Genomic DNA, 18,203 nt, shown 5'->3' with positions numbered 1-18,203 from the left:
ACGCCGGATTGGACGACGCCTCAACGCGCGCTCGACGCGATCAGCGAGGGGATGCGTCTACTGTCCTGGTCGCCTTTCACCTGCCGGAAGGCGGAACTGGGGAATGGCCGCTCGCGAGAGTTGGTCGTGCCGTTTGGCGGCGCGGGCTATGTTGTGCTGTTCGAAATTGTCGGCAACGACGTGGTCGTGGGTGCTGTTCGACACCAGCGCGAAGAGGACTACCGCCACTGAAATCGGGCCCTCGTGAGATGCGACGGGGCATGTGGGCAACTCTTATCGCCTGTTCGGCGTCACCTGGCAGCTTCGTGCCCATGGCGGAAGGTCGAGATTGACTACGACGGCGGCACCATAGCGACGGCCGTCACACGTAACCATAGGCTTGGCTAACAGTGCTTGGAGCTAAGCGGTCATCGACTCGTCCGCCGGATCACCGGCTTCGATGACCGGTCATGTGCGCACTGCGGTCATTGAGCCTCGCTGGCTGTGACTCGTGCCCGTCAGCCGGCGGGCGAGGGACTGCTTCCCATCGAGTTAAGGGCCAGTTAGCACGCGCTTGAACCGCGTCCGTGGCGCCTTCTGACTGATTTCCGGGCCGGCAACGGCTGCTTAGTAGCGCAGCATCGGGCACACACTTTCGGCCATCTGCGGCCGTTCGCCAACGACCTGTCTCGTCGTTTTCCAATGGCGGGCAGGGCTTCGAGCGGGCTTCGGACCCGCACTTTCTTCGGGCCGTGCCCAACGCAGGGTGAATTGCGTCCGCGACTGGACGGCTCTACTCTCTTTGCGTACAGCACAACGATGTTGACGGCCGTCATCGAAACATTCCGTTGACGGAATATTCCTTCCGTGGCATGATGCCGCCATGGCTTGGGAAGTCGAGTACACGGACGAGTTCGGGGCTTGGTGGGCCGGGCTCTCCGAGGACGAGCAGGTTTCCGTGGCCGCTTCGGTGAAGCTGCTGGAAGAGCGTGGTCCGAACCTGCGGTTCCCGCACAGCAGTGGCATCAATGGCTCCAAGCACGGCCACATGCGCGAGCTGCGGACTCAGCACGACGGCAAGCCACTGCGGACGCTGTACGCCTTCGATCCGCGGCGCACAGCGATCCTGTTGATCGGCGGGGACAAGACTGGCGACGACCGCTGGTACGAGACCTTCGTCCCCTTCGCCGACCGGCTGTACGACGAGCACCTGGACGGGTTGCGAAAGGAAGGGGCTGTGTGATGGCTAAGAAGTTTGAAACTCTCCGGGCGTCGATGAAGCCCGAGGCACGGGCGCGTGCCGATGCCAAGGCCCGGGCGATGCTGGTCGAGATGCCGCTGGCCGAGCTACGGCAGGCCCGCGGGCTGTCTCAGAAGGTTCTGGCCGAGGTGCTGCACGTGCAGCAGCCGTCGATCGCCAAGATGGAGAAGCGCACCGACATGTACATCTCGACGCTGCGCAGCCACATCGAAGCGATGGGCGGTGAGCTTGAGGTCGTGGCGCGTTTCCCGGACGGTGCCGTGAAGATCAACAACTTCACCGACATCGGGGCTGCGCCCACCTGAGCGAATGAGCAGGCCCGGCGGCGAGGCCCGCTTCGGCGTTCAGCAAAGACGGGCTCGACCGACAGCTTTCGGCGAAGATCGTTAACTAGAAGTCCCGGCCAGGAGCGGACGCTGACCAGCGGCAGCTTTCCAGGCGATGATCGTAGTGCGCTCATGACCGGTCACCGAAGCCATTTGTCGGGCGGACGAGTCGATGACTGCTTTGCGCGACGCATCGTGAGCCCAGGTCTCGGCTTCAAGCCACGGCAGGCGCTGTGGCGCCGCCCTTCGTCGTCAACCTAACCTTCCGCTTTGGGCACGTTGCGGCCGCTCGGTTGACCAGCCGCGAGCGGCAGCAGTCAGCCTGGAGCGCCCATTGGCAAGCGATAGCTCTCGGGTAGGCTATGCGCAGGCGCTGCCGGACTTGGAAGCGCCGGTGCCCGCTCGGCCGAAACATCGGCAGGTCGTCGAGCTAGCGAGAGCCCGTGCCTAGACATCATGGATAAATTCTTTTTGCAGCAGCAGGTGCTGGAACGGCTTGCCGAAGACCTGCTGCAAGCCGAAGAGGCCGCGCGGGTGGCGCATGAGACGGCGACGCACGAAGAAAACATCGCCGAGAACAAATACGACACCTTGGGTCTCGAAGCCGCCTACCTGGCCACTGGCCAGGCGCGTCGCGTCGAAGCCATCTGCCAGACGATCGCAAGATGGCGCCAGTTCCGCCCTGCCGCCTACGACGACAGCAAAGGCATACAGCTCGGCGCGCTGGTCTGCCTGGTTGATGCCGATGGCAAAGAGCAACAGCTCTTTCTAGGCCCGGCAGGGGGCAGCATGAAGCTGGTCTGCGGCAGCGAGATCGTCCAGGTCATCAGCGGCGACGCCCCGCTGGGCCAGGCACTGCTTGGCAGGTGCGAGGGCGAAGAGGTGCCGCTGCGCGGCGTCCCCGTCCGACAGCACTATGAGGTGTTGTGGGTTCATTGAAGCGGCGTCGTGCGACCATCATGGCTTCGGAATGCGACTTGCCGCGTGGTGGAGCGAGATTGAGACAGCAGTTGATTGGGTTCCTTCTCACCCTGGCGTTCGCGATTCAGGGCGCCGCAGCGGATTCGGAGCTTGCCTATCCGCCACCCCTGGTGCCGGCGGTGCAAGAGGCCAAAGCGGCCTACCTGGCGGCGGGATTGCTTTCGCGCTACCACTACAAGGCCGTACCGCTGGATGACGCCTTGTCGAGCAAGGTGTTCGATCAGTACCTGAAGGCGCTGGACCCCGAGAAGGTCTATTTTCTGCAGTCCGACATCGACCGCCTTGCCGTCGAGCGGTCCAGGCTTGACGACGCGATCCTGACCGAGGATTTGCGCGCGCCATTCGAGATATTTAACTTGTACGAACGTCGGGCCATCGAGCGCATGGCCTATGCGCGCAGCCTGCTGGACAAGGGGTTCAGTTTCGACAGCGACGAGACGCTGATGATGGACCGCAAGGACCAGTCCTGGCCGTCGACCAAGGCCGATGCGCTGGATCTGTGGCGCAAGCGCGTGAAGAACGACTGGCTGCGGCTCAAGCTCGCGGGTCAGGAGGACGCGGCAATCGCGAAAATCCTCGACAAGCGCTACGACAGCAACTCCAGGCGACTGAGCAAGATCACCAACGCCGACGCCTTCGAGGCCTTCATGAACGCCTACACGATGGCGATCGAGCCCCATACCAACTATCTGGGCCCTCGCGCCGCAGCAAACTTCGACATTGCGATGCGGCTGTCGCTTGCAGGCATTGGCGCCGTTTTGGTCGACATCGATGGCTACACCACCATACGCGAGCTGGTCGCGGGTGGGCCGGCAAGCCTCTCCGGGCAACTGCAGGTGGGCGACCGCATCGTGGGCGTTGCACAAGGCCCGACCAGCACGATGGAAGACGTCGTCGGCCAGCGCCTGGACGACACGGTGGCCCTGATTCGTGGCGCAGTGGGGTCGACGGTGCGCCTGGACGTCCTGCCCGCCGACAAGGGGCCCGACGCGCCAAGCAAGACCGTAATCCTGGTGCGCGACACGATCAAGGTTCAGGACACTGCAGCCAAGGCCAAGGTCTATTCGGTCGCGACAGGCGAAGGCAAGCGCTTGATCGGCGTGATCACATTGCCGTCGTTCTACGAGGATTTCGATGCCCTTCGAAATGGCGACAAGGATTACCGCAGCGCAGGCGGCGACGTGGGCAAGTTGCTGGCGCAACTGAAGGCTCAGAAGGTGGATGCCGTCTTGATGGATCTGCGCAACAACGGCGGAGGTTCGCTGCGGGAGGCCATCAATCTGACGGGTCTGTTCGTCGGGAAGGTGCCTGTGGTCCAGACGCGCGATGTCAAGGGCGACGTCATCGTGGGCAGAAACGTCCACACCGAGGTAGCTTGGAGCGGGCCGATGGGCGTGCTGATCAACCGGGCCTCGGCTTCAGCGTCGGAGATCTTTGCGGCTGCGATCCAAGACTATGGCCGCGGCTTGATCATCGGCGAGCCCAGCTTCGGCAAGGGCACGGTCCAGACCGTGGCAAATCTCGACCAGGTTGCCCGCAATGCCAATGCGGCGTACGGCGAATTGAAGATGACCATCGCGCAGTTCTTCCGCGTAGATGGCGGCACCACGCAGTTGCGCGGCGTGACACCCGACATCGGCTATTTGCAAAGCGGCAACGAAAGCTTGTTCGGCGAATCGAGCTACGACAACGCCTTGCCGGCGACCCATGTCAAGGCTGCCGACTACGCACCCGTTGGCGACATCAAGGCGCAATTGCCCCGCCTGCTTGCGTGGCACGAGGGGCGCGTTCAGCACGACCGTGATTACCAGAACCTGTTGGACGACATCACGAAGGCACGGGAGCGGCGCAAGGGCAACGTGATTTCGCTCAACGAAGCGGTGCGGCGTAAGGAACGCGCCGTTATGCAGGCGCGCATAGCGAACATGCTGAGCGCCGAAGAAGTGGCCGAGGGCGGCGGGCTGTCGGACGATGGCTTGCAGTTCAACGAACGCAAGCTGAGCAAGAACCTCGCTATCGAGAAAACCCAGAAATCCGTCAACGACGTCGTCTTGAACGAGGCGGTCAGCATTCTGTCCGATAGCGCGGCGTTGAATGAAGGCAAGTCGCAAACGGCAGCAAGCGCGTTGTCGACCCGCCCGGTCGTGGTGACGGCTCTTTCGACGGCGCCATCGAAGCCCTAAGGCCGAGCGGCTGCAGCTTCGATGACGGCGCACGCAGCGTACGATTCCAAGCTCCCGATGGACGGTGCGGTTCCGAGTGGCATCCGACCGTCCGCCTTTCCGAGAGGCTGAACCGACAGGTTATGAGCGCGAGCTCAAAGCGCGATGCCCAACAACTCTGCGCTCTTGCGTGGGTTCGCGAGCCGCACCCGGCCACGTGCATCCGCACCATCCAGGATCGCATTCTTCACCTGCAGCATGGTCAACCCCGGCTGAAGCGCGAATAGCTTGGCAGCCAGGTTGGTGATCTGGGGGCTGGCCATGCTGGTGCCGTTCAACTTCATCTTGTCGCCCCCGGGCAAATAACTCTCCACTTCGAAGCCGTTGGCATACACCACCACCGTCTTGCCAAAGGTGGAGAAACTGGTCTCGTCACCAGCGGTGTCGGCGGCTCCCACAGTGATGAGGTTGGGCAGCTGCAGGCCGGCAGGAACGTACTCTTCAAAGTCCGCGCTGTTGTCCTCGTTGCCGGCGCCGGCCACGAAGAGGATGTCGGGCGCGCCGGCCATGGCGTCGCGCAGCGCATCGCGTTCAATGGCGAACAGCTGGCGCGCCAGGCGCTTTCGGTCTTCAGCATCAGTTCCCATGTTGTGCCAGGTCAGTGCGTACTCGTATTTCGCGGCGCTATCGCGCCAGCTCATGTTCACCACGCGTAGCTTCTGCTGCTTGAAGCTTTCCACCATGGCCCGGTAGCCGGCGGCGACACGCCGGGCATGCTCCTCGCTCGGCTTGAACGGCTCCGTTTTGTAGTCCCACAGCACCGTGGCGGCGTACACGCGGGCGAAGGGATTGCCCGCCACGGCGATACCGGCGACGTGGGTGCCGTGGACGTAAAGGGTCGTGAGGCTCATGTCCTCCTGGAAGGACTTGGCCTGCTCAGCCTTGAGGCCGGCCACAACCTCACGCAGCCGGCGTGCGTCGGGTGTGTCGAGCGCGGCGCGCTGGTCCATGTAGCCCTTGATGAGCTGCTGCAGCTCGGGCCAGCGCGGCGCCGCCTCGCCCAGCGGGCGCAGCAGATCGCCGGTGGTCAGACGGCCGTCGGCATCCATCGTCAGACCCGGCACCGCCGTGGTCTTGAACAGCTTCAGGTCCACACCAGAGTCCCAGATGCCCACGCCCACCTCGCTGGCTTTCACAGTTGGCGCGATAGCGAACTGTCGTGGCGTCCAGACGTCAGGCTTGGCGGTCGCCTGCGCGGCGTGGCGGTCCACCACGGCTTGCAGGCCGGCCACGAGGGCGGTCTTCAGCGGCAGGACAAGCTCCTGCTGCAGCCGCGCGCCCACGATGGTGGCGGCTATGTCCTCGGGCACCACGAGGTTGGCGTTGCGCGCCGCCACATCCAGCTGCTGCTCGAACACGCCCTTTACAAATTGCGGGTTCATGAGCTCAAGCTGGCTCTTGGTGCTCTTGATGCCCTCGCCCGCATCGGTCCAGTCCAGCGCACCGAAGCGCTTCTCCACCTCCGCGCGCACCCAGGCAGCGTCCCGGTCGCCTAGTTGCTGATCGGCCAGGATGCCGGCCATCACGCCCGTCGTGGCGCGCGGGCCTGGCTTGTCTTGCTGAGCCTTGAGCTGTGCGACCAAGCCCGGCACCGCAGACCAGTCGCCCTTGAATTGCGCCAGGTTCAGCAGCGTGCCGAGATACTCCCGCAGCGTCGCGGCATCGCGGATGTCCAGCGTATCCAGATCGGATTGCAGGTTCTTCTGCACCACTTCCGCCAGGGCCTGCACCTCGGCACGCGGGGCGCTGAGATAGTAGCTGGGCAGCTTGTCCAGCTTTACGCTGCGGCGTGGCAACTGGTCAGAGCTGGTGATCACTTGCCTGGCCGGCGCGGCGGGGGGCTGCGCGGAGGCCGGGAGAGTAGTGATGGCCAAGCTGGCCAGCAGACTGCAAAGGAGAAGTGGGCGGTGAAAGCGCATCGTGCGTGTTCCGATGTTGTGAAAACCAGCGCGACTCTATGCAGAGCATTGCGCTCAACCGGCGCGCATGCGACGACCTGCGGGAACCGGTGCCTGCGATGCGGGAGCTTGCTGTTGAAATACGGCAGGTGTCTCGGTCAACTCCCGGCAACGAGAGCTGGGCGAGGCCGACAGGGACGGTTCGACCGGGCCGCGAGTCAGTACGAATACGACACCATCACGCCGCCCTGTGGCGCGTTCTTGCGCAGGGAAATGGGGCTCTTGCCGGCATCTCCCGTGAGACGTTCAAGACCCGCCACGGTGACGACGCGCCAGTGCTGATCGATACGGTGAGTCCAGCCCACGCTCAGCTCGACCTTGTAGAGGCCCGACTTTGGTGCATAGATCGCGTATCCGGAGGCTGCCGATTGAGTAGCGCTTACGCCGAAGTAGGTGCGCATGTATTTGCCGTCTGCGACATCCATCGATCCATTGAGTTCGACGGAATTCGCTACCGAATGCCAGACGGTGTATTCGCCGCCGAGCTGAACTGTCGATCCATTGTCTCGGTGAGTCAGCGGCGCCTCAAAGTTCACGTGAATTCTGGCACTGTCGCCAAGGCGATAGGTGATGTTGCCCTGAGCAACAGCGGATGACTTGACCGTGCCCATGCCAAGCAACTCACTGCTGCCACTCTTGAAACTCAGAGACTTATGGTCCTGGTCCGTGCGCTCGGCACGGCCATTGACGGCCAGGCTGTACTCGAAAGCCTTGCTTTCTCCGCCCCAGCCAATGCCGCGCTGCGTGCTGGCAAACAGACCGCTGCGATGCTGATAGTCCAGAAGAAGCATGGGCACGGTCTTGTTCTTCTTCGACCCCAGATAGTCGGGGCCGATCCCGACACCCGTGCCGAACGTCAGCGACGACTCCGAAGCACTGAGTTCAGCCGCTGTTGCGTCCGGAGAGAACGCGACAATGGCGGCAAAGGAGACGACGGCGATAGAGCCGATGAACGAGAATTTGATGATGTATTTCATGGCATTCACTGAGGGACAGGCTGCGAAGGCATCCCGTGAAGTCGAATGCTGCCGATCGCATCTAAAGGCTTCTTCGGCTTTGCCTTAACGAAGACTTAAGCCGCGCGCCACCGATGCACGTCATCGATACGTCCATTCCCAAACTGGCCGCCACTACTTTCGACGTCGAAGCGTATGAAATTGCTGGGGGTCGAAGACGACCCGGATGCTGGTGACGGCATCCGCATCGCCCTCTCCGGTCAGGTGTCGAGGTGGTTTGGATGCGGCGACTCGCGCAAGCGGTTTCGGCCCTGGACGACGCGTCGCTGGAGTCAGCACGAAAGCGCCCGTGTACTGGGCAATGCTTTGCCAGCTCCCGGCCGACGCTTTCTTCTCTGTTGGCTTTCGGCCGTCCACCGCAAGCCCTTGAATGATGCCGATCAATCGGTGTACTCGATCTGTCGGCTCGGCAACAACCAGTGCAATCTCTGGCGGCTGTACTGCAGGCGTGCCAACAGCTTCGCCGGACTCTTGGTTGTCATGTGCCGCCATGAGCGCGGCGCCACCCGCCGACGGCGCGCTTGACGACGACCTCACTTTGCCCATGCGCACCGTGCGACGCAACGACAGGTGCAAGTTGTCTCGTGCTCGTCCGCAATCGTGAGGATTGGGGGACAAAAGACCAACCGTGCCTTGCGCTTCGCATGGCCGACGACGCCACACCATGGGATGGTGCGCTGGTGGCGCAGCTCGCGCGGGTCAACCGTCGTCCGCAGGGGAACGCCCGTTCGAAGCGCCTCGCTCCAGCCTCACGCCTGTGGCGCGCTGCTGCCTCGCCCGTCTCGCGTGCCCGATGAAGGTGCCGGCATACGGGCAGGAGGGCCGCGTCGCCCAACTGCCCGACGACCTTCAAAGCACGGTCCTGCGCACGTCGATCTCGGTACCTTCCCAAGCCAATTCGTCTGTCAACGGCTCGACGACGACATGCTGCCCCTCCTTGGCCAGGAACGCGCGCAGGCGCTCGGGTGTGATGCGGACCACATTGCCGCGTTGCTGGCGTGCTGGGATCTCTGGCTGGAAGGTCGGGCGGCTTTGCATGGCAGGCTCCTGGATCGATGCAGCCAGTCTCGGCGCTTGGCTGCCGCCTGCATATCGCTCCAAGGGGGGAACGGTGGGGGCTGTCGGCTGGTCCAATCCCCCAAGCCTCCCCCTTTTGGGGGAGGGCGCCGCCCCTGGCTCATCTCACGAGCCACCGCGGCGGGACCATCGCTGCATGAACTCCCATCCAGACCACATCGCGCCGCTCCCGTCCACGCATGTGGACAACGGCATCCTCGGCCGGGTGCCCAGCCAGTACGTCGCTCAGGCATTGAATTCGCTGCCCGCCCCTGCATGCACGGTGGATGATGAGATCCGCGTCGAGGTCGATGCGGACTGGGCAGGCCGGGTATGTTTGACGTTCAAAAAGCAGCACTACCGCCGCTCCCGCGCGAAAACCTCGTACTGCTCCTGGCTCTGCACGTACGCAGAGGCGGCAAATGGCGCAAGCGACGGCCCATCGCCAGCCGCGGTTGTTCGGAGAAGCCAGCACAGGTAGCGTAGGGGCATGCAGCGTCATCGCACCCTCGACGCCTTTGTCGTCTTCGCGCTGATCGTCGCGCCGGCCGGCGCCAAGCCGCACCGATCATCGTCGGCAGTGGCGCAGTTCAAGCGGCAGCCCCCCTGCCCTGTCAACGGCGCGACCAAGGGCAAGTGCACGGGCGCCGTGGTTGACCACGTCACCCCGCTTTGCGCCGGAGGCGCGGACGCCCCGTCCAACATGCAATGGAAGCCCCTCGCCGATGCGAAGCGCAAGGACCGCGTCGAGCACGCTCAGTGTCGGGCGATGCGGCGCGCTGACCACGGGTGGCGGATGAAGACCGATCGCCCGTGACGCAACATGTGCTCCAACTACAAGCCGGTCACGCTGCGAGATCGCCTGCTGGCCCACTTTGGGGTGGTGCGGCCGGATGACGAGACGCCGACCGAGACCTGGCCGGGCTACAACGCCCCGTTTATCGTGCGATCGGACGATAAAGCCGAGGCGGGTGAAACCCGGCAGGCGCTCGTCGGTCAGTACGGATTGGTTCCGGCATGGTCCAAGGATCTGCTACTTGGCAGGAAGACCTACAACTGCAGATCCGAGACCGCGGCGGAGAAGCCCAGCTTTCGGGATGCATGGCGCAAACGACGCTGGTGCATCGTGCCGGCCGAGGAACTGTACGAGCCCTGCTGGGAGACCGGCAGGGCCGTGCGCTGGGCCGTCCGCCGAATTGGCGGGCCTGTCGGCGTCGCTGGCCTGTGGGGCATGTGGATCGACCCCAAGACTGCCCAACGCGTACCAACGTTCACCATGCTGACGGTGAACGCTGATGACCACGCGTTGTACCGGCGATTTCACAAACCAGGCGAAGAGAAGCGCATGCCGGTCATCTTGGCGCCTGAAGACTTCGACGCCTGGTTGAACTGCACCACTGAAGACGCCATGGGCTTCATGAAGGCCTACCCCTCCGAACTGCTAGAGGCCGACCCGACGCCGTTGCCATCGAGAGCCGCCGCCGACAAGCGCCTGTCGCGAGCCAACCCAAAAAGCCCGCCACCAGCCGCGCCAGCGCCCGAGTCGGGCGACCTCTTCGATTGAGCCCCCCGAAAGGGGGGGCCTCGGGGGATGCCAGGTGCTCATCCCCCAAACGGCCCTTCCATCCTCCCCCAAGGGGCGATGTCCAACGAGTCGCAGGCCCTTGAGACTGGGTCATCCGCTTAGGAGATGGCCCATGACGACAAAAATTCCAACCTTGAATCGCCTAGTCTCGCTGACCAAGCAGCCAGCCAAACAAGCGACGCAGTCTGCGCGGCAAGCTCAGTCTCGTCGGCATCCTGAGGCCGAGAACAGCCAGGTGGACATCCTCTCAGGCCTTGAAGTGGTCGAGTCCGACTGGGCAGCGTGGGAGGACACCGTGGCGACCTGGGCGCCGCGCTCGAGTCTCTAGCTGCTTCACCCGAAGGCGGACGACGCCGCGATCTGGACGCGACCGGACAGCTCTTGCGCACTGCTCATCAGTTCGCCAGCCGCCGCGTAGCGGCCGTCGAAGAGCGCCCTGACCTTGCCGAATTCACCAAAGTGAGCCTGGACATGAGTGACGAAACGTCCTTCCGGTGCGGATTCGATCGAATCGGTCCGCTAGCTCACCTGTCGTCACCGCCGCACCCGACCTCGGCACATGGGGTGGGTTCATCGACCGAGCCATGCAGGGGGTGCGCAGCTACTTAGAAGACAAGCTCCTGGGTAGTTGGGCTTGCGCGCTACACCTCACCGCATCTGTAGCCGGATGGCGGCCCCACGCCGGGAAGCAGCCGGGCCCTCAGGACGCTCACGACAGGCCAAACGTCTTACGCAGGCTCGAATCGACCGGGGCTGCGGCGCAGCTTGCTCAGTAGCGAAGCTTCGCCCTTTGGCGTCTTGCGCGTCTTCCAGGGGCTGAGTGCCGCGTCGGCAATGCCGCTGAGCCGAGCATGCTCGGCCACCACGCGCCCATCGGCCACGATGACCACGCGATGCGGGTACAGCCGCGTGCTGACCGTCTGGCGCGCCAGCTCGCACGGCACGGAGTAGCGGTTGCGGGCCACGGTGACCATGCAGGTGCTGCTCACGCGCGAGACGCCCTGCACGTAACCATCGAGGGTCAAATTTCAGTCGGCGCCAACAAAGGCGACGCTGATTTACCGGCGGACCAAGAACCTGCGCGCAGTGCAACTGCTCCTCGGCCACTCCAATCTGGAGTCGACGGTGCGGTACCTTGGCATAGAGGTCGATGACGCCCTCGAAATCTCTGAGCAGACGGAAATCTGACAGGCTGACGGTGGCCGTCTCTTCCCAAGGACGAGGACGGCCGCTCAGCAACGGCGGCTTCGTGGAAGACCGGCCCCAGCGGATCTGCCGGCCAGGCCCTGTCCTTGGTCTCCTGCGGGGCGGTGACAGCAAGGTGAGGTGCTGCAGACATTGTCGGCGCCGGCATTGGGACGGCACTGGCGCGAGCCGGTCAATGCCCGCTGTTCACTGCGCTCAACTCACGCAGCCGACACCTGAGCAGCCGGCCGACCGTCGTGGGTCGCTTGCCGACTGTGGGCTGTAGGGCCGTCCGGATATAAAGCTAGTGGAATCCAAGTGGATGCTTTACCATGCACCATGCCCGCGCCCCCCCTGCTCACTCGGAAGACCCCAAAGCCGGTGGACGAGAAACTGACCCTCAACATCAGTTGCGTCGACCTTGGTCAGATCGACCTGTTGGTGCAAGAGGGCTTCTATGCGAACCGGAGCGACCTCATCCGCACGGCCATCCGCAACCAGATCGCCACCCATGCCGACGTGGTTCGCCAGGTCGTCACGCGCAAGAGCATCGTTCTGGGCATCCAGCACTACAGCGTGGCAGATCTGGAGCGGGCGCGCGAGGCCGGCGAGAGGCTGCAGATCCGCGTGCTGGGCCTCGCCGTAATCGCGCCCGAGGTCACGCCCGAACTGGCACTGGCCGCCATCGAATCGGTGACCGTGCTCGGCGCCCTCCATGCAAGTCCCGCCGTGAAGACGGCCCTCGTCGGACGATTGCTGTAACAGCGCCCGGCTCCTGAAAGCAAACATGCATCCCCAATTCGGCCAGTTGATGGCAGAAGCGACCGCGCTCACACGCGCTGGCGACCTCCAGGCCGCCATGACGGCCATCACCGCGGCGCTCAATGGTGGCCCTGTTGCCACAGGCGAGGCGCCAGACACCCTGGACCCGCAGGTCATCGACGTCGTCGCCCGGGTCGTCGATGAAGCCCGGCCTGCCGCGGCGGCCGGGCCGTCAGCCTCGACGACGGCTGAGCAGTTCGTCTCCGGCCACTACGCCCATCGCGCCGGCAAGCGCGACTACCGGCTTTTCATTCCCGGCGTCCAGACCGACCAGCCCCGCGCCCTGATTCTCATGCTGCACGGCTGCACGCAGAACCCGGACGACTTCGCCCGCGGCACGCGCATGAACGCGCTGGCCGCGCAGCACAACGCACTGGTGCTGTACCCGGCGCAGGCCCGCCAGGCCAACGCGCAGGGCTGCTGGAACTGGTTCAAGCACAACCACCAGGGCCGCGGCCGCGGCGAACCGGCCCTGCTCGCCGATTTGACCCGGCATATCGCCGAGGCCCATGGTGTGGACCCCGCGCACGTGTACGTGGCCGGCCTGTCGGCAGGGGGTGCGATGGCGGCGATCCTGGCGACAACGCATCCCGACGTCTTCGCCGCAGCCGGTGTCCATTCCGGGCTGCCCGCGGGTGCGGCCCACGATCTTTCCGGCGCGTTAGCAGCCATGCAGGGGCAGGCAAGCAGTGGCGTTGCCAGCGCGGCGAGCTCCCGCGTTCGCATGATCGTCTTCCATGGCGACGCCGATGCCACCGTTCATCCCAGCAACGGCGAAAAAGTCGCAGCGGCCCATGGCGCCACAGCGGTCCGCGTCGACGAGGAAACCGGCCAGCATGGCAACCGCCGCTGCACGCGGCGCGTGCACCGTGACGCGCAAGGGCGTACGGTGACCGAGCAATGGCGTATCCATGGCGCCGGCCATGCCTGGTCCGGCGGTGACCCGGCAGGTTCCTACGCAGATGCGCGCGGGCCCGACGCGAGTGCGGAGATGATCCGGTTCTTCCTGCAGCCCTGAGCGCACGCCCACCTGCAGGGCCGTTGCATCGGCGGCGCCGTCCGACACGGCGCTCGCCCGCTATGGTTCAGTGTAGGGCTCTGGAGCGAGTCCCGTGAGGCCGCAACGCAGCGTCGAAGATCTGGTCGATGGTGGGCCTCTTCCCAGCACGGAAGGCGGCACAGCTCGCGGCGCTGCCGACAGGCATGAGACGACCCGCGGTCCCAGCCCCGCACGGCAGGCGGGACCTCCTGCTTGCGGGGAAATGATCAGCGGGAGACGTGTTGGCCGTTGGCCTCCGACCAATGGCGATGGAAGTGCACCGCGTCCTCATCCGTCTTGGCGCGAAGGCCCATCAGGATGCCGCCCTGCTTGATGCCTTCTTCGTACTGCTTGACGCGTTCCTCCGGCATGTTCCAGCCGACCAAGGCGCCGATCAGGCCGCCGCTGGCCGCACCCGCACCGGCACCAGCCACGGCCGCCGCGAGCGGCCCCGCCACCACAAGGCCCAGGCCCGGAATGGCAATGGTGGTCCCGATTGCGGCGATGGCCGCCGCCACCGCGCCCAGCGTGCCGCCGATGGCTCCGCCGATACCGGCGCCTTCGGCCGCCTTGTTGCCCAGTTCGGTTTCGGCGCCCGGCTGCATGAAGTGGCGCTGACGCGTTTCGTCCGACATGACGACGTTCACGTCGTCGGCGCCATAGCCGCGTTGGGTGGCGGAGGTGTAGGCGGCTTCGGCGCTGGCGCGGTCGGGAAAGAGGCCGGTCACGAGGCGGTTGTCATTGGGGGTGTTCATGGGGTGTCCTGTCAAAGAAGAGAAGTCAATTGCGATCGGTGCGCGGGGCACGCATCGCCCGGCCGTTCGTGCCCGTGGCCGCCACGGTCGTGCCGTCAGCGTTGAGCGCGTCATTGGCGCTCGCCTTCACGTCTGCTTTCATCTGGCCGGCCTTGTCGGCGACAGTCGGGCCGGTGCGCACGACCGTGGCGGTGTCGGAGCGCGGGACGGCCTGCGCATTGGCGGCCTTGGCAGTCTCGGGCGTCACGGCCACCGTGGACGGCTGCGACGCGGCGATGGGCACGGCTTGTTGGGTCTGCGCGAAAGCGGACGCACAGGTGGTAGCTACCGCCAGGCCGGCGATGAGTCTTGTGGGCGTGTTCATGGAATCCTTGGAATGGAGAGAGATTCGCGGAAGCGCGATCAGCGGCGGGAGCCGGTCACGAGCGCCTCAGCGCAGCGACTTAAGGATGCTGGGGGGTCAAGCGGCCAGAGCACGTGGGGTTCCGCGATGTTTGCCCGTAGGCGCACACGCTGCTAACTGACTTGTAAAGCGCATGCAACCGTGTGTGCGGTGGCGGACAGACGCGGCATTCGCATGCGAGCAGAGTCGGTGGCACAGCGCGTTGCGGGACCACCCACCTTGCAGCGCCCTGGGTCGCCGGTCCGTCCGGCGTGTGCCGCCACTGCGGCTTGACCCGAGAACCCTTCCATGAACTCGACGCTCTTCTGTGCCTCGCCTAAACCGGCCCGCCTGCGCACGGCCTCCACGCTGGTGTTGACCGCCTCCCTGCTCGGCGCCTGCGCCTCGACGCCGGAGGCGCCGCCGCAACTTGCGGTCGCCGAGGCCGCCGTGCAGCGGGCTAACACACCCACGACCATGGCCGACGCTCCGGCGCAGCTGCGCGTGGCCACCGACAAGCTCGCCGCGGCCCGCGCGGCGGTGACGGCCGGTGACACGCCGCGCGCCCGCATGCTCTCCGAGCAGGCCGAGATCGATGCCCGCGTCGCCGAGCTGCACGCCGACAGCATGCGTTCCGGCAAGGCCGCCAAGGAATCCCAGGACGCCGCACGCGCGCTGTCCGAAGAGATCCAGCGCAAGCCGGCCCGTTGAGCCCCATACCAGCGATTCCCCCCTCTTCGAAAGACTTCAATGAATATCCGACCCCACATCACCCCCTTGAGGACCGCCCTAGCGGCGGCCGGCTTCACGCTGCTGGCGGCCTGCACCTCCATGCCCATCCAGAACGGCATGCTGGACCAGGCCCGCAGCCGGCTCCAGGCCGCGCAGGCCAAACCGCAGACGGCGGCCATGGCCGCCGACGAGCTCGCGCGCGCCCGTGAAACCCTGCGCCGCGGCGACCAGGCCCTGGCGAACGGAGAAGACACCGCGCAGGTGACCCACATCGGCTACATGGCGCTGCAGCAGGTCGTGATCGCAGAGGAGACCGCCGCCAGCCGCAACGCGCAGTCCGTCGTGGCCGGCGCAGGGGCCGAGCGCGACCGCATGCGACTGGAGCTGCGAACCCGCGAAGCCGACATGGCGCAGGCCCAGAAGGCCACGGCCGAACAGGCCGCCGCGATGACGAGTGCGCAGCTGGCGCAGTCCCAGGCCAACACGCAGACCGAGCGCGACCGTGTGGCGCGCCGGGATGCCAAGGTGAGCGATCTCGAATCGCAGCTGCGGGACATGAATGCCCGCCAGACTGACCGTGGCACCGTCGTCACGCTCGGCGACGTGCTGTTCGATACCGGCGCCGCCAACCTGCGCCCGGCAGGCCAGCGCAGCATGGCGCAGCTGGCGGACTTCATGAGGCGCAACCCCGATCGGCATGCCTCGATCGAGGGGTACACCGACAGCACGGGCAGCACCGCGGCCAACCAGGCGCTGTCCGACCGCCGCGCACAGGCGGTCATGTCTGCGCTGGTGCGACAGGGCGTGCCGGGCAACCAGCTCACCACGCAGGGTTTCGGCGAAGAGCGCCCGGTGGCCGGCAACGACACCGCAGGCGGACGCCAGATGAACCGCCGTGTCGAAGTGGTATTCGCCAGCCTGTCCACAGACTCGGCCAGGAAGTAGTGTCCGCGGACCACCCCCGCGCTCGCATCTTGGAACGTTTGATGTTGGACGGCGCCCGCACGATCCCTCACGCTAGAGTGGCCCCCCCGCCGCACCTGCTCGAGGGATCGATGTCCGCACCGCCACTGGACGCGCTTTCGCCGCGCAGCAACCGCCTGCTCGCGGCGCTGCCGCCCGACGAGTGGACCCGCTGGTTCGGGCAGTTGGAAAGCGTGCCACTGCAGCTGGGTCAGGTGCTCTACGAGTCGGGTCGGCCGCAAAGTCATGTTTACTTCCCGACGACAGCCATCGTGTCGCTGCTCTATGTGCTGGAGGACGGCGGTTCGGCGGAGATCGCCGTGGTGGGTTTCGAGGGCGTCGTCGGCGTGTCCCTCTTCATGGGGGGCGAGACGACGCCCAGCCGCGCCGTCGTGCAGAGCGCGGGCGGGTGCTTCCGCCTCAGCGCCGCTGCCATCAAGGGCGAATTCAACCGCTATGGCGTGGGCATGCACCTGCTGCTGCGCTACACGCAGGCGCTGCTGACGCAGATGTCCCAGACAGCCGTCTGCAACCGCCACCATCTGCTGGAGCAGCAGTTGTGCCGCTGGCTGCTGCTGAGCCTGGACCGCATCGACGGCGACGAGCTGGTGATCACGCAGGAACTGATCGCCAACATGCTCGGCGTGCGCCGCGAAGGCGTGACCGAGGCGGCGCTGAAGCTGCAGAAGCTCGGCCTGATCGAGTATTCGCGCGGCCGCATCACCGTCGTTGACCGGCCGGGGCTGGAGCAGCGCAGCTGCGAGTGCTATGGCGTCGTCAAGGAGGAGTACGAACGGCTGCTGAACCGTCCCGTGCCGCTGGCACGCTGAGCCGCCGACGCGGACGCCCCGACCACTGGCGACGCCGAGGCGTCACAGCAGCGTCTTGAAACGATCGAAGGCGTGAATGAAGCTTTCGCGGGCTCGGTTCATGTCGGTCACCCCCTGTTGCCACGAGGCATCGCTCGCACGGGCCAGCCGGCCCCATGCCTGCAGCGCCACCGCCGAATGGTGTCGCAGCTTGTCCAGCTCTATGGCATAACGCGCGCGGGCGTCCAGCCTCGCAGGAATCACCTTGGTCTGGAAGCTGTCCAGCTCGTCGTTCAGTTCGTCAAGCTCGCGCTTGACGTTGTCGACAAAGGTTTCGTGTGCTGTCATGGGGAGTGCGCGACGACGACGGTCATGGTCGCGTCCTCAGGCCCGGTGGCCAGGGCAGCGGTAGTTGGCGTGCAGCAGCGCTTCGTCGTCGCTCTCCATGGACGCGACGCCCCAATACGACAGGCTGGCCTTAAGCTGCGGGCGGCCCAGCGCCACATGAATCTGCTGCCCGGCCCAGTCGATGCCATCCACCCAGGCGAGGCTGATCAAGGCAGGGCGCCCACCCGGCCACCAGGCGTGTGTGTCGACGACGAGGTAGCGGAGCTGCCAGCTCAGCTCGTCGAAGACGAGATCCTCCACCTGGCCCAAGCCCTGCGCTGCACCGCGCACCTCGAAACCTTCCAACCCCTTGGCGCTGCGCAAGTGCATGCCGACCGGATAGCTGCTGATGCCCCGCTCGGCGTCGGGAAGCGGGGCGACCGAGGGGTAAGGCGTGGCGCCCAGCGCCCACAGGCCGCCGCCATCCCAGTAGGCGGGATAGCGGTAGTGGCGCATGAACTCTCGCTCCTGCGCGCTGGAGACCGGTAGGTCGAAGGCCGGGCTGGCGCGGACCAGGCGCCGTGTCAGCGCCACTTCAATGACACCGGCGAGCAAACCTGGTTGCTTGATCGAGTAGGGAGAGATCAGCACCTCGCGCTCCCTTAGCCAGCAGCCGGCGTCCACCAACAGGTAGCGAACCACCCAGCTGCAGTCGTCCAACAGCAGGTCCATGACCGGCCCGATGTCGCCATCGGCAGCCCGGACACGGGCGGTGGTGACGTGGCTGGCTCTATTGAACATGCAG

At 65.4% G+C, this 18,203-nt stretch carries 22 protein-coding genes and 2 pseudogenes; 15 read left to right on the top strand and 9 right to left on the bottom strand.

Translation table 11 applies throughout. The features are described from left to right. The 5 genes from LXT13_RS20910 to LXT13_RS20890 all read left to right on the top strand — a co-directional run. On the top strand, window positions 1–231 hold a 231-nt coding region (locus tag LXT13_RS20910; protein WP_255719626.1), incomplete at its 5' end, for a type II toxin-antitoxin system RelE/ParE family toxin. A 631-nt stretch (window positions 232–862) separates the two neighbouring features. Next, window positions 863–1,222, top strand: a complete 360-nt coding sequence (locus LXT13_RS20905) for a type II toxin-antitoxin system RelE/ParE family toxin (protein WP_233373986.1) — start codon at window positions 863–865, stop codon at window positions 1,220–1,222. Beyond that, window positions 1,222–1,545 carry an XRE family transcriptional regulator gene (locus tag LXT13_RS20900; RefSeq protein ID WP_233373985.1) on the top strand — a complete coding sequence of 108 codons (324 nt, stop codon included), beginning with the start codon at window positions 1,222–1,224 and terminating at the stop codon, window positions 1,543–1,545. The genes LXT13_RS20905 and LXT13_RS20900 overlap by 1 nt, the downstream gene beginning before the upstream one ends. Before the next feature lie 477 nt (window positions 1,546–2,022). Next, entirely contained in the window at window positions 2,023–2,505 is a 483-nt protein-coding gene (locus tag LXT13_RS20895) for a GreA/GreB family elongation factor (RefSeq protein WP_233373984.1), read from the top strand. 59 nt (window positions 2,506–2,564) lie between these two features. Further along, the gene (locus LXT13_RS20890; RefSeq protein WP_233373983.1) at window positions 2,565–4,730 is read left to right on the top strand and encodes a carboxy terminal-processing peptidase; all 2,166 of its coding nucleotides are present in this window, start codon (window positions 2,565–2,567) and stop codon (window positions 4,728–4,730) included. A 134-nt stretch (window positions 4,731–4,864) separates the two neighbouring features. On the opposite strand, the gene LXT13_RS20885 is transcribed toward LXT13_RS20890, so the two are convergent. From LXT13_RS20885 to LXT13_RS20870, 4 genes are all read right to left on the bottom strand, one after another. Then, window positions 4,865–6,586: a S8 family serine peptidase gene (locus LXT13_RS20885; protein WP_233373982.1), complete on the bottom strand. Its 1,722-nt coding sequence runs from the start codon at window positions 6,584–6,586 to the stop codon at window positions 4,865–4,867. Window positions 6,587–6,885: 299 nt separating this feature from the next. Beyond that, complete coding sequence (locus tag LXT13_RS20880) at window positions 6,886–7,704, bottom strand: MipA/OmpV family protein (RefSeq protein WP_233373981.1); 819 nt, start codon at window positions 7,702–7,704, stop codon at window positions 6,886–6,888. A 153-nt stretch (window positions 7,705–7,857) separates the two neighbouring features. Beyond that, the gene (locus LXT13_RS20875; RefSeq protein WP_233373980.1) at window positions 7,858–8,319 is read right to left on the bottom strand and encodes a hypothetical protein; all 462 of its coding nucleotides are present in this window, start codon (window positions 8,317–8,319) and stop codon (window positions 7,858–7,860) included. Window positions 8,320–8,592: 273 nt separating this feature from the next. Next, the gene (locus tag LXT13_RS20870; RefSeq protein WP_233373979.1) at window positions 8,593–8,781 is read right to left on the bottom strand and encodes a hypothetical protein; all 189 of its coding nucleotides are present in this window, start codon (window positions 8,779–8,781) and stop codon (window positions 8,593–8,595) included. A 175-nt stretch (window positions 8,782–8,956) separates the two neighbouring features. Between LXT13_RS20870 and LXT13_RS20865 the strand changes: the two genes are divergently transcribed. From LXT13_RS20865 to LXT13_RS20850, 4 genes are all read left to right on the top strand, one after another. Beyond that, window positions 8,957–9,280 carry a hypothetical protein gene (locus tag LXT13_RS20865; RefSeq protein ID WP_233373978.1) on the top strand — a complete coding sequence of 108 codons (324 nt, stop codon included), beginning with the start codon at window positions 8,957–8,959 and terminating at the stop codon, window positions 9,278–9,280. Between the two features lie 9 nt (window positions 9,281–9,289). Continuing rightward, a complete protein-coding gene (locus tag LXT13_RS20860) occupies window positions 9,290–9,616 on the top strand; it encodes an HNH endonuclease signature motif containing protein (RefSeq protein ID WP_233373977.1) in 327 nt (108 codons plus the stop codon). A 6-nt stretch (window positions 9,617–9,622) separates the two neighbouring features. Then, a complete protein-coding gene (locus LXT13_RS20855) occupies window positions 9,623–10,363 on the top strand; it encodes an SOS response-associated peptidase (RefSeq protein WP_233373976.1) in 741 nt (246 codons plus the stop codon). A gap of 133 nt (window positions 10,364–10,496) precedes the next feature. After that, entirely contained in the window at window positions 10,497–10,712 is a 216-nt protein-coding gene (locus tag LXT13_RS20850) for a hypothetical protein (RefSeq protein ID WP_233373975.1), read from the top strand. A gap of 511 nt (window positions 10,713–11,223) precedes the next feature. Here LXT13_RS20850 and LXT13_RS20845 read toward each other — a convergent pair. Further along, window positions 11,224–11,400 (bottom strand): annotated as a pseudogene (locus tag LXT13_RS20845) (Mu transposase domain-containing protein); the annotation flags it as partial. Between the two features lie 25 nt (window positions 11,401–11,425). On the opposite strand from LXT13_RS20845, the pseudogene LXT13_RS20840 reads away from it, so the two are divergent. From LXT13_RS20840 to LXT13_RS20830, 3 genes and pseudogenes are all read left to right on the top strand, one after another. After that, window positions 11,426–11,572: pseudogene (locus LXT13_RS20840) on the top strand (integrase); the annotation flags it as partial. A 336-nt stretch (window positions 11,573–11,908) separates the two neighbouring features. Then, on the top strand, window positions 11,909–12,331 hold the full coding sequence (locus LXT13_RS20835) for a CopG family transcriptional regulator (protein ID WP_233373974.1): 423 nt from the start codon (window positions 11,909–11,911) through the stop codon (window positions 12,329–12,331). Between the two features lie 97 nt (window positions 12,332–12,428). Next, window positions 12,429–13,409, top strand: coding sequence for an extracellular catalytic domain type 1 short-chain-length polyhydroxyalkanoate depolymerase (locus tag LXT13_RS20830; RefSeq protein ID WP_233373973.1), 981 nt, complete (start codon window positions 12,429–12,431; stop codon window positions 13,407–13,409). A 248-nt stretch (window positions 13,410–13,657) separates the two neighbouring features. Here LXT13_RS20830 and LXT13_RS20825 read toward each other — a convergent pair whose 3' ends face one another. Continuing rightward, window positions 13,658–14,185, bottom strand: coding sequence for a hypothetical protein (locus LXT13_RS20825; RefSeq protein WP_233373972.1), 528 nt, complete (start codon window positions 14,183–14,185; stop codon window positions 13,658–13,660). Between the two features lie 25 nt (window positions 14,186–14,210). Then, on the bottom strand, window positions 14,211–14,549 hold the full coding sequence (locus tag LXT13_RS20820; protein ID WP_233373971.1) for a hypothetical protein: 339 nt from the start codon (window positions 14,547–14,549) through the stop codon (window positions 14,211–14,213). Between the two features lie 327 nt (window positions 14,550–14,876). Between LXT13_RS20820 and LXT13_RS20815 the strand changes: the two genes are divergently transcribed. The 3 genes from LXT13_RS20815 (at window position 14,877) to LXT13_RS20805 (ending at window position 17,092) form a co-directional block, all read left to right on the top strand. Next, a complete protein-coding gene (locus LXT13_RS20815; protein WP_233373970.1) occupies window positions 14,877–15,278 on the top strand; it encodes a DUF4398 domain-containing protein in 402 nt (133 codons plus the stop codon). Window positions 15,279–15,344: 66 nt separating this feature from the next. After that, a complete protein-coding gene (locus LXT13_RS20810) occupies window positions 15,345–16,244 on the top strand; it encodes an OmpA family protein (RefSeq protein WP_233373969.1) in 900 nt (299 codons plus the stop codon). A gap of 110 nt (window positions 16,245–16,354) precedes the next feature. Beyond that, a complete protein-coding gene (locus tag LXT13_RS20805; RefSeq protein ID WP_233373968.1) occupies window positions 16,355–17,092 on the top strand; it encodes a Crp/Fnr family transcriptional regulator in 738 nt (245 codons plus the stop codon). Window positions 17,093–17,134: 42 nt separating this feature from the next. On the opposite strand, the gene LXT13_RS20800 is transcribed toward LXT13_RS20805, so the two are convergent. Both LXT13_RS20800 and LXT13_RS20795 read right to left on the bottom strand, forming a co-directional pair. Then, window positions 17,135–17,419, bottom strand: coding sequence for a sll1863 family stress response protein (locus LXT13_RS20800; RefSeq protein WP_233373967.1), 285 nt, complete (start codon window positions 17,417–17,419; stop codon window positions 17,135–17,137). Between the two features lie 36 nt (window positions 17,420–17,455). Next, complete coding sequence (locus tag LXT13_RS20795; RefSeq protein WP_233373966.1) at window positions 17,456–18,199, bottom strand: PRC-barrel domain containing protein; 744 nt, start codon at window positions 18,197–18,199, stop codon at window positions 17,456–17,458. Window positions 18,200–18,203 lie beyond the last annotated feature (4 nt).

The organism is Pelomonas cellulosilytica (assembly GCF_021353265.1).
GTDB classification, from domain to species: domain Bacteria; phylum Pseudomonadota; class Gammaproteobacteria; order Burkholderiales; family Burkholderiaceae_C; genus Pelomonas; species Pelomonas cellulosilytica.
This window is presented reverse-complemented; position numbering and strand designations above follow the sequence as displayed.

Excerpts from the sequence above, each read along its gene's own strand:
- LXT13_RS20820 (WP_233373971.1), bottom strand. The coding sequence starts at position 14,549 with ATGAACACGCCCACAAGACTCATCGCCGGCCTGGCGGTAGCTACCACC.
- LXT13_RS20800 (WP_233373967.1), bottom strand. The coding sequence starts at position 17,419 with ATGACAGCACACGAAACCTTTGTCGACAACGTCAAGCGCGAGCTTGAC.
- LXT13_RS20865 (WP_233373978.1), top strand. The coding sequence starts at position 8,957 with ATGAACTCCCATCCAGACCACATCGCGCCGCTCCCGTCCACGCATGTG.
- LXT13_RS20805 (WP_233373968.1), top strand. The coding sequence starts at position 16,355 with ATGTCCGCACCGCCACTGGACGCGCTTTCGCCGCGCAGCAACCGCCTG.
- LXT13_RS20815 (WP_233373970.1), top strand. The coding sequence starts at position 14,877 with ATGAACTCGACGCTCTTCTGTGCCTCGCCTAAACCGGCCCGCCTGCGC.
- LXT13_RS20825 (WP_233373972.1), bottom strand. The coding sequence starts at position 14,185 with ATGAACACCCCCAATGACAACCGCCTCGTGACCGGCCTCTTTCCCGAC.
- LXT13_RS20830 (WP_233373973.1), top strand. The coding sequence starts at position 12,429 with ATGACGGCCATCACCGCGGCGCTCAATGGTGGCCCTGTTGCCACAGGC.
- LXT13_RS20895 (WP_233373984.1), top strand. The coding sequence starts at position 2,023 with ATGGATAAATTCTTTTTGCAGCAGCAGGTGCTGGAACGGCTTGCCGAA.
- LXT13_RS20795 (WP_233373966.1), bottom strand. The coding sequence starts at position 18,199 with ATGTTCAATAGAGCCAGCCACGTCACCACCGCCCGTGTCCGGGCTGCC.
- LXT13_RS20870 (WP_233373979.1), bottom strand. The coding sequence starts at position 8,781 with ATGCAAAGCCGCCCGACCTTCCAGCCAGAGATCCCAGCACGCCAGCAA.
- LXT13_RS20860 (WP_233373977.1), top strand. The coding sequence starts at position 9,290 with ATGCAGCGTCATCGCACCCTCGACGCCTTTGTCGTCTTCGCGCTGATC.
- LXT13_RS20835 (WP_233373974.1), top strand. The coding sequence starts at position 11,909 with ATGCCCGCGCCCCCCCTGCTCACTCGGAAGACCCCAAAGCCGGTGGAC.
- LXT13_RS20850 (WP_233373975.1), top strand. The coding sequence starts at position 10,497 with ATGACGACAAAAATTCCAACCTTGAATCGCCTAGTCTCGCTGACCAAG.
- LXT13_RS20855 (WP_233373976.1), top strand. The coding sequence starts at position 9,623 with ATGTGCTCCAACTACAAGCCGGTCACGCTGCGAGATCGCCTGCTGGCC.
- LXT13_RS20905 (WP_233373986.1), top strand. The coding sequence starts at position 863 with ATGGCTTGGGAAGTCGAGTACACGGACGAGTTCGGGGCTTGGTGGGCC.
- LXT13_RS20900 (WP_233373985.1), top strand. The coding sequence starts at position 1,222 with ATGGCTAAGAAGTTTGAAACTCTCCGGGCGTCGATGAAGCCCGAGGCA.
- LXT13_RS20880 (WP_233373981.1), bottom strand. The coding sequence starts at position 7,704 with ATGAAATACATCATCAAATTCTCGTTCATCGGCTCTATCGCCGTCGTC.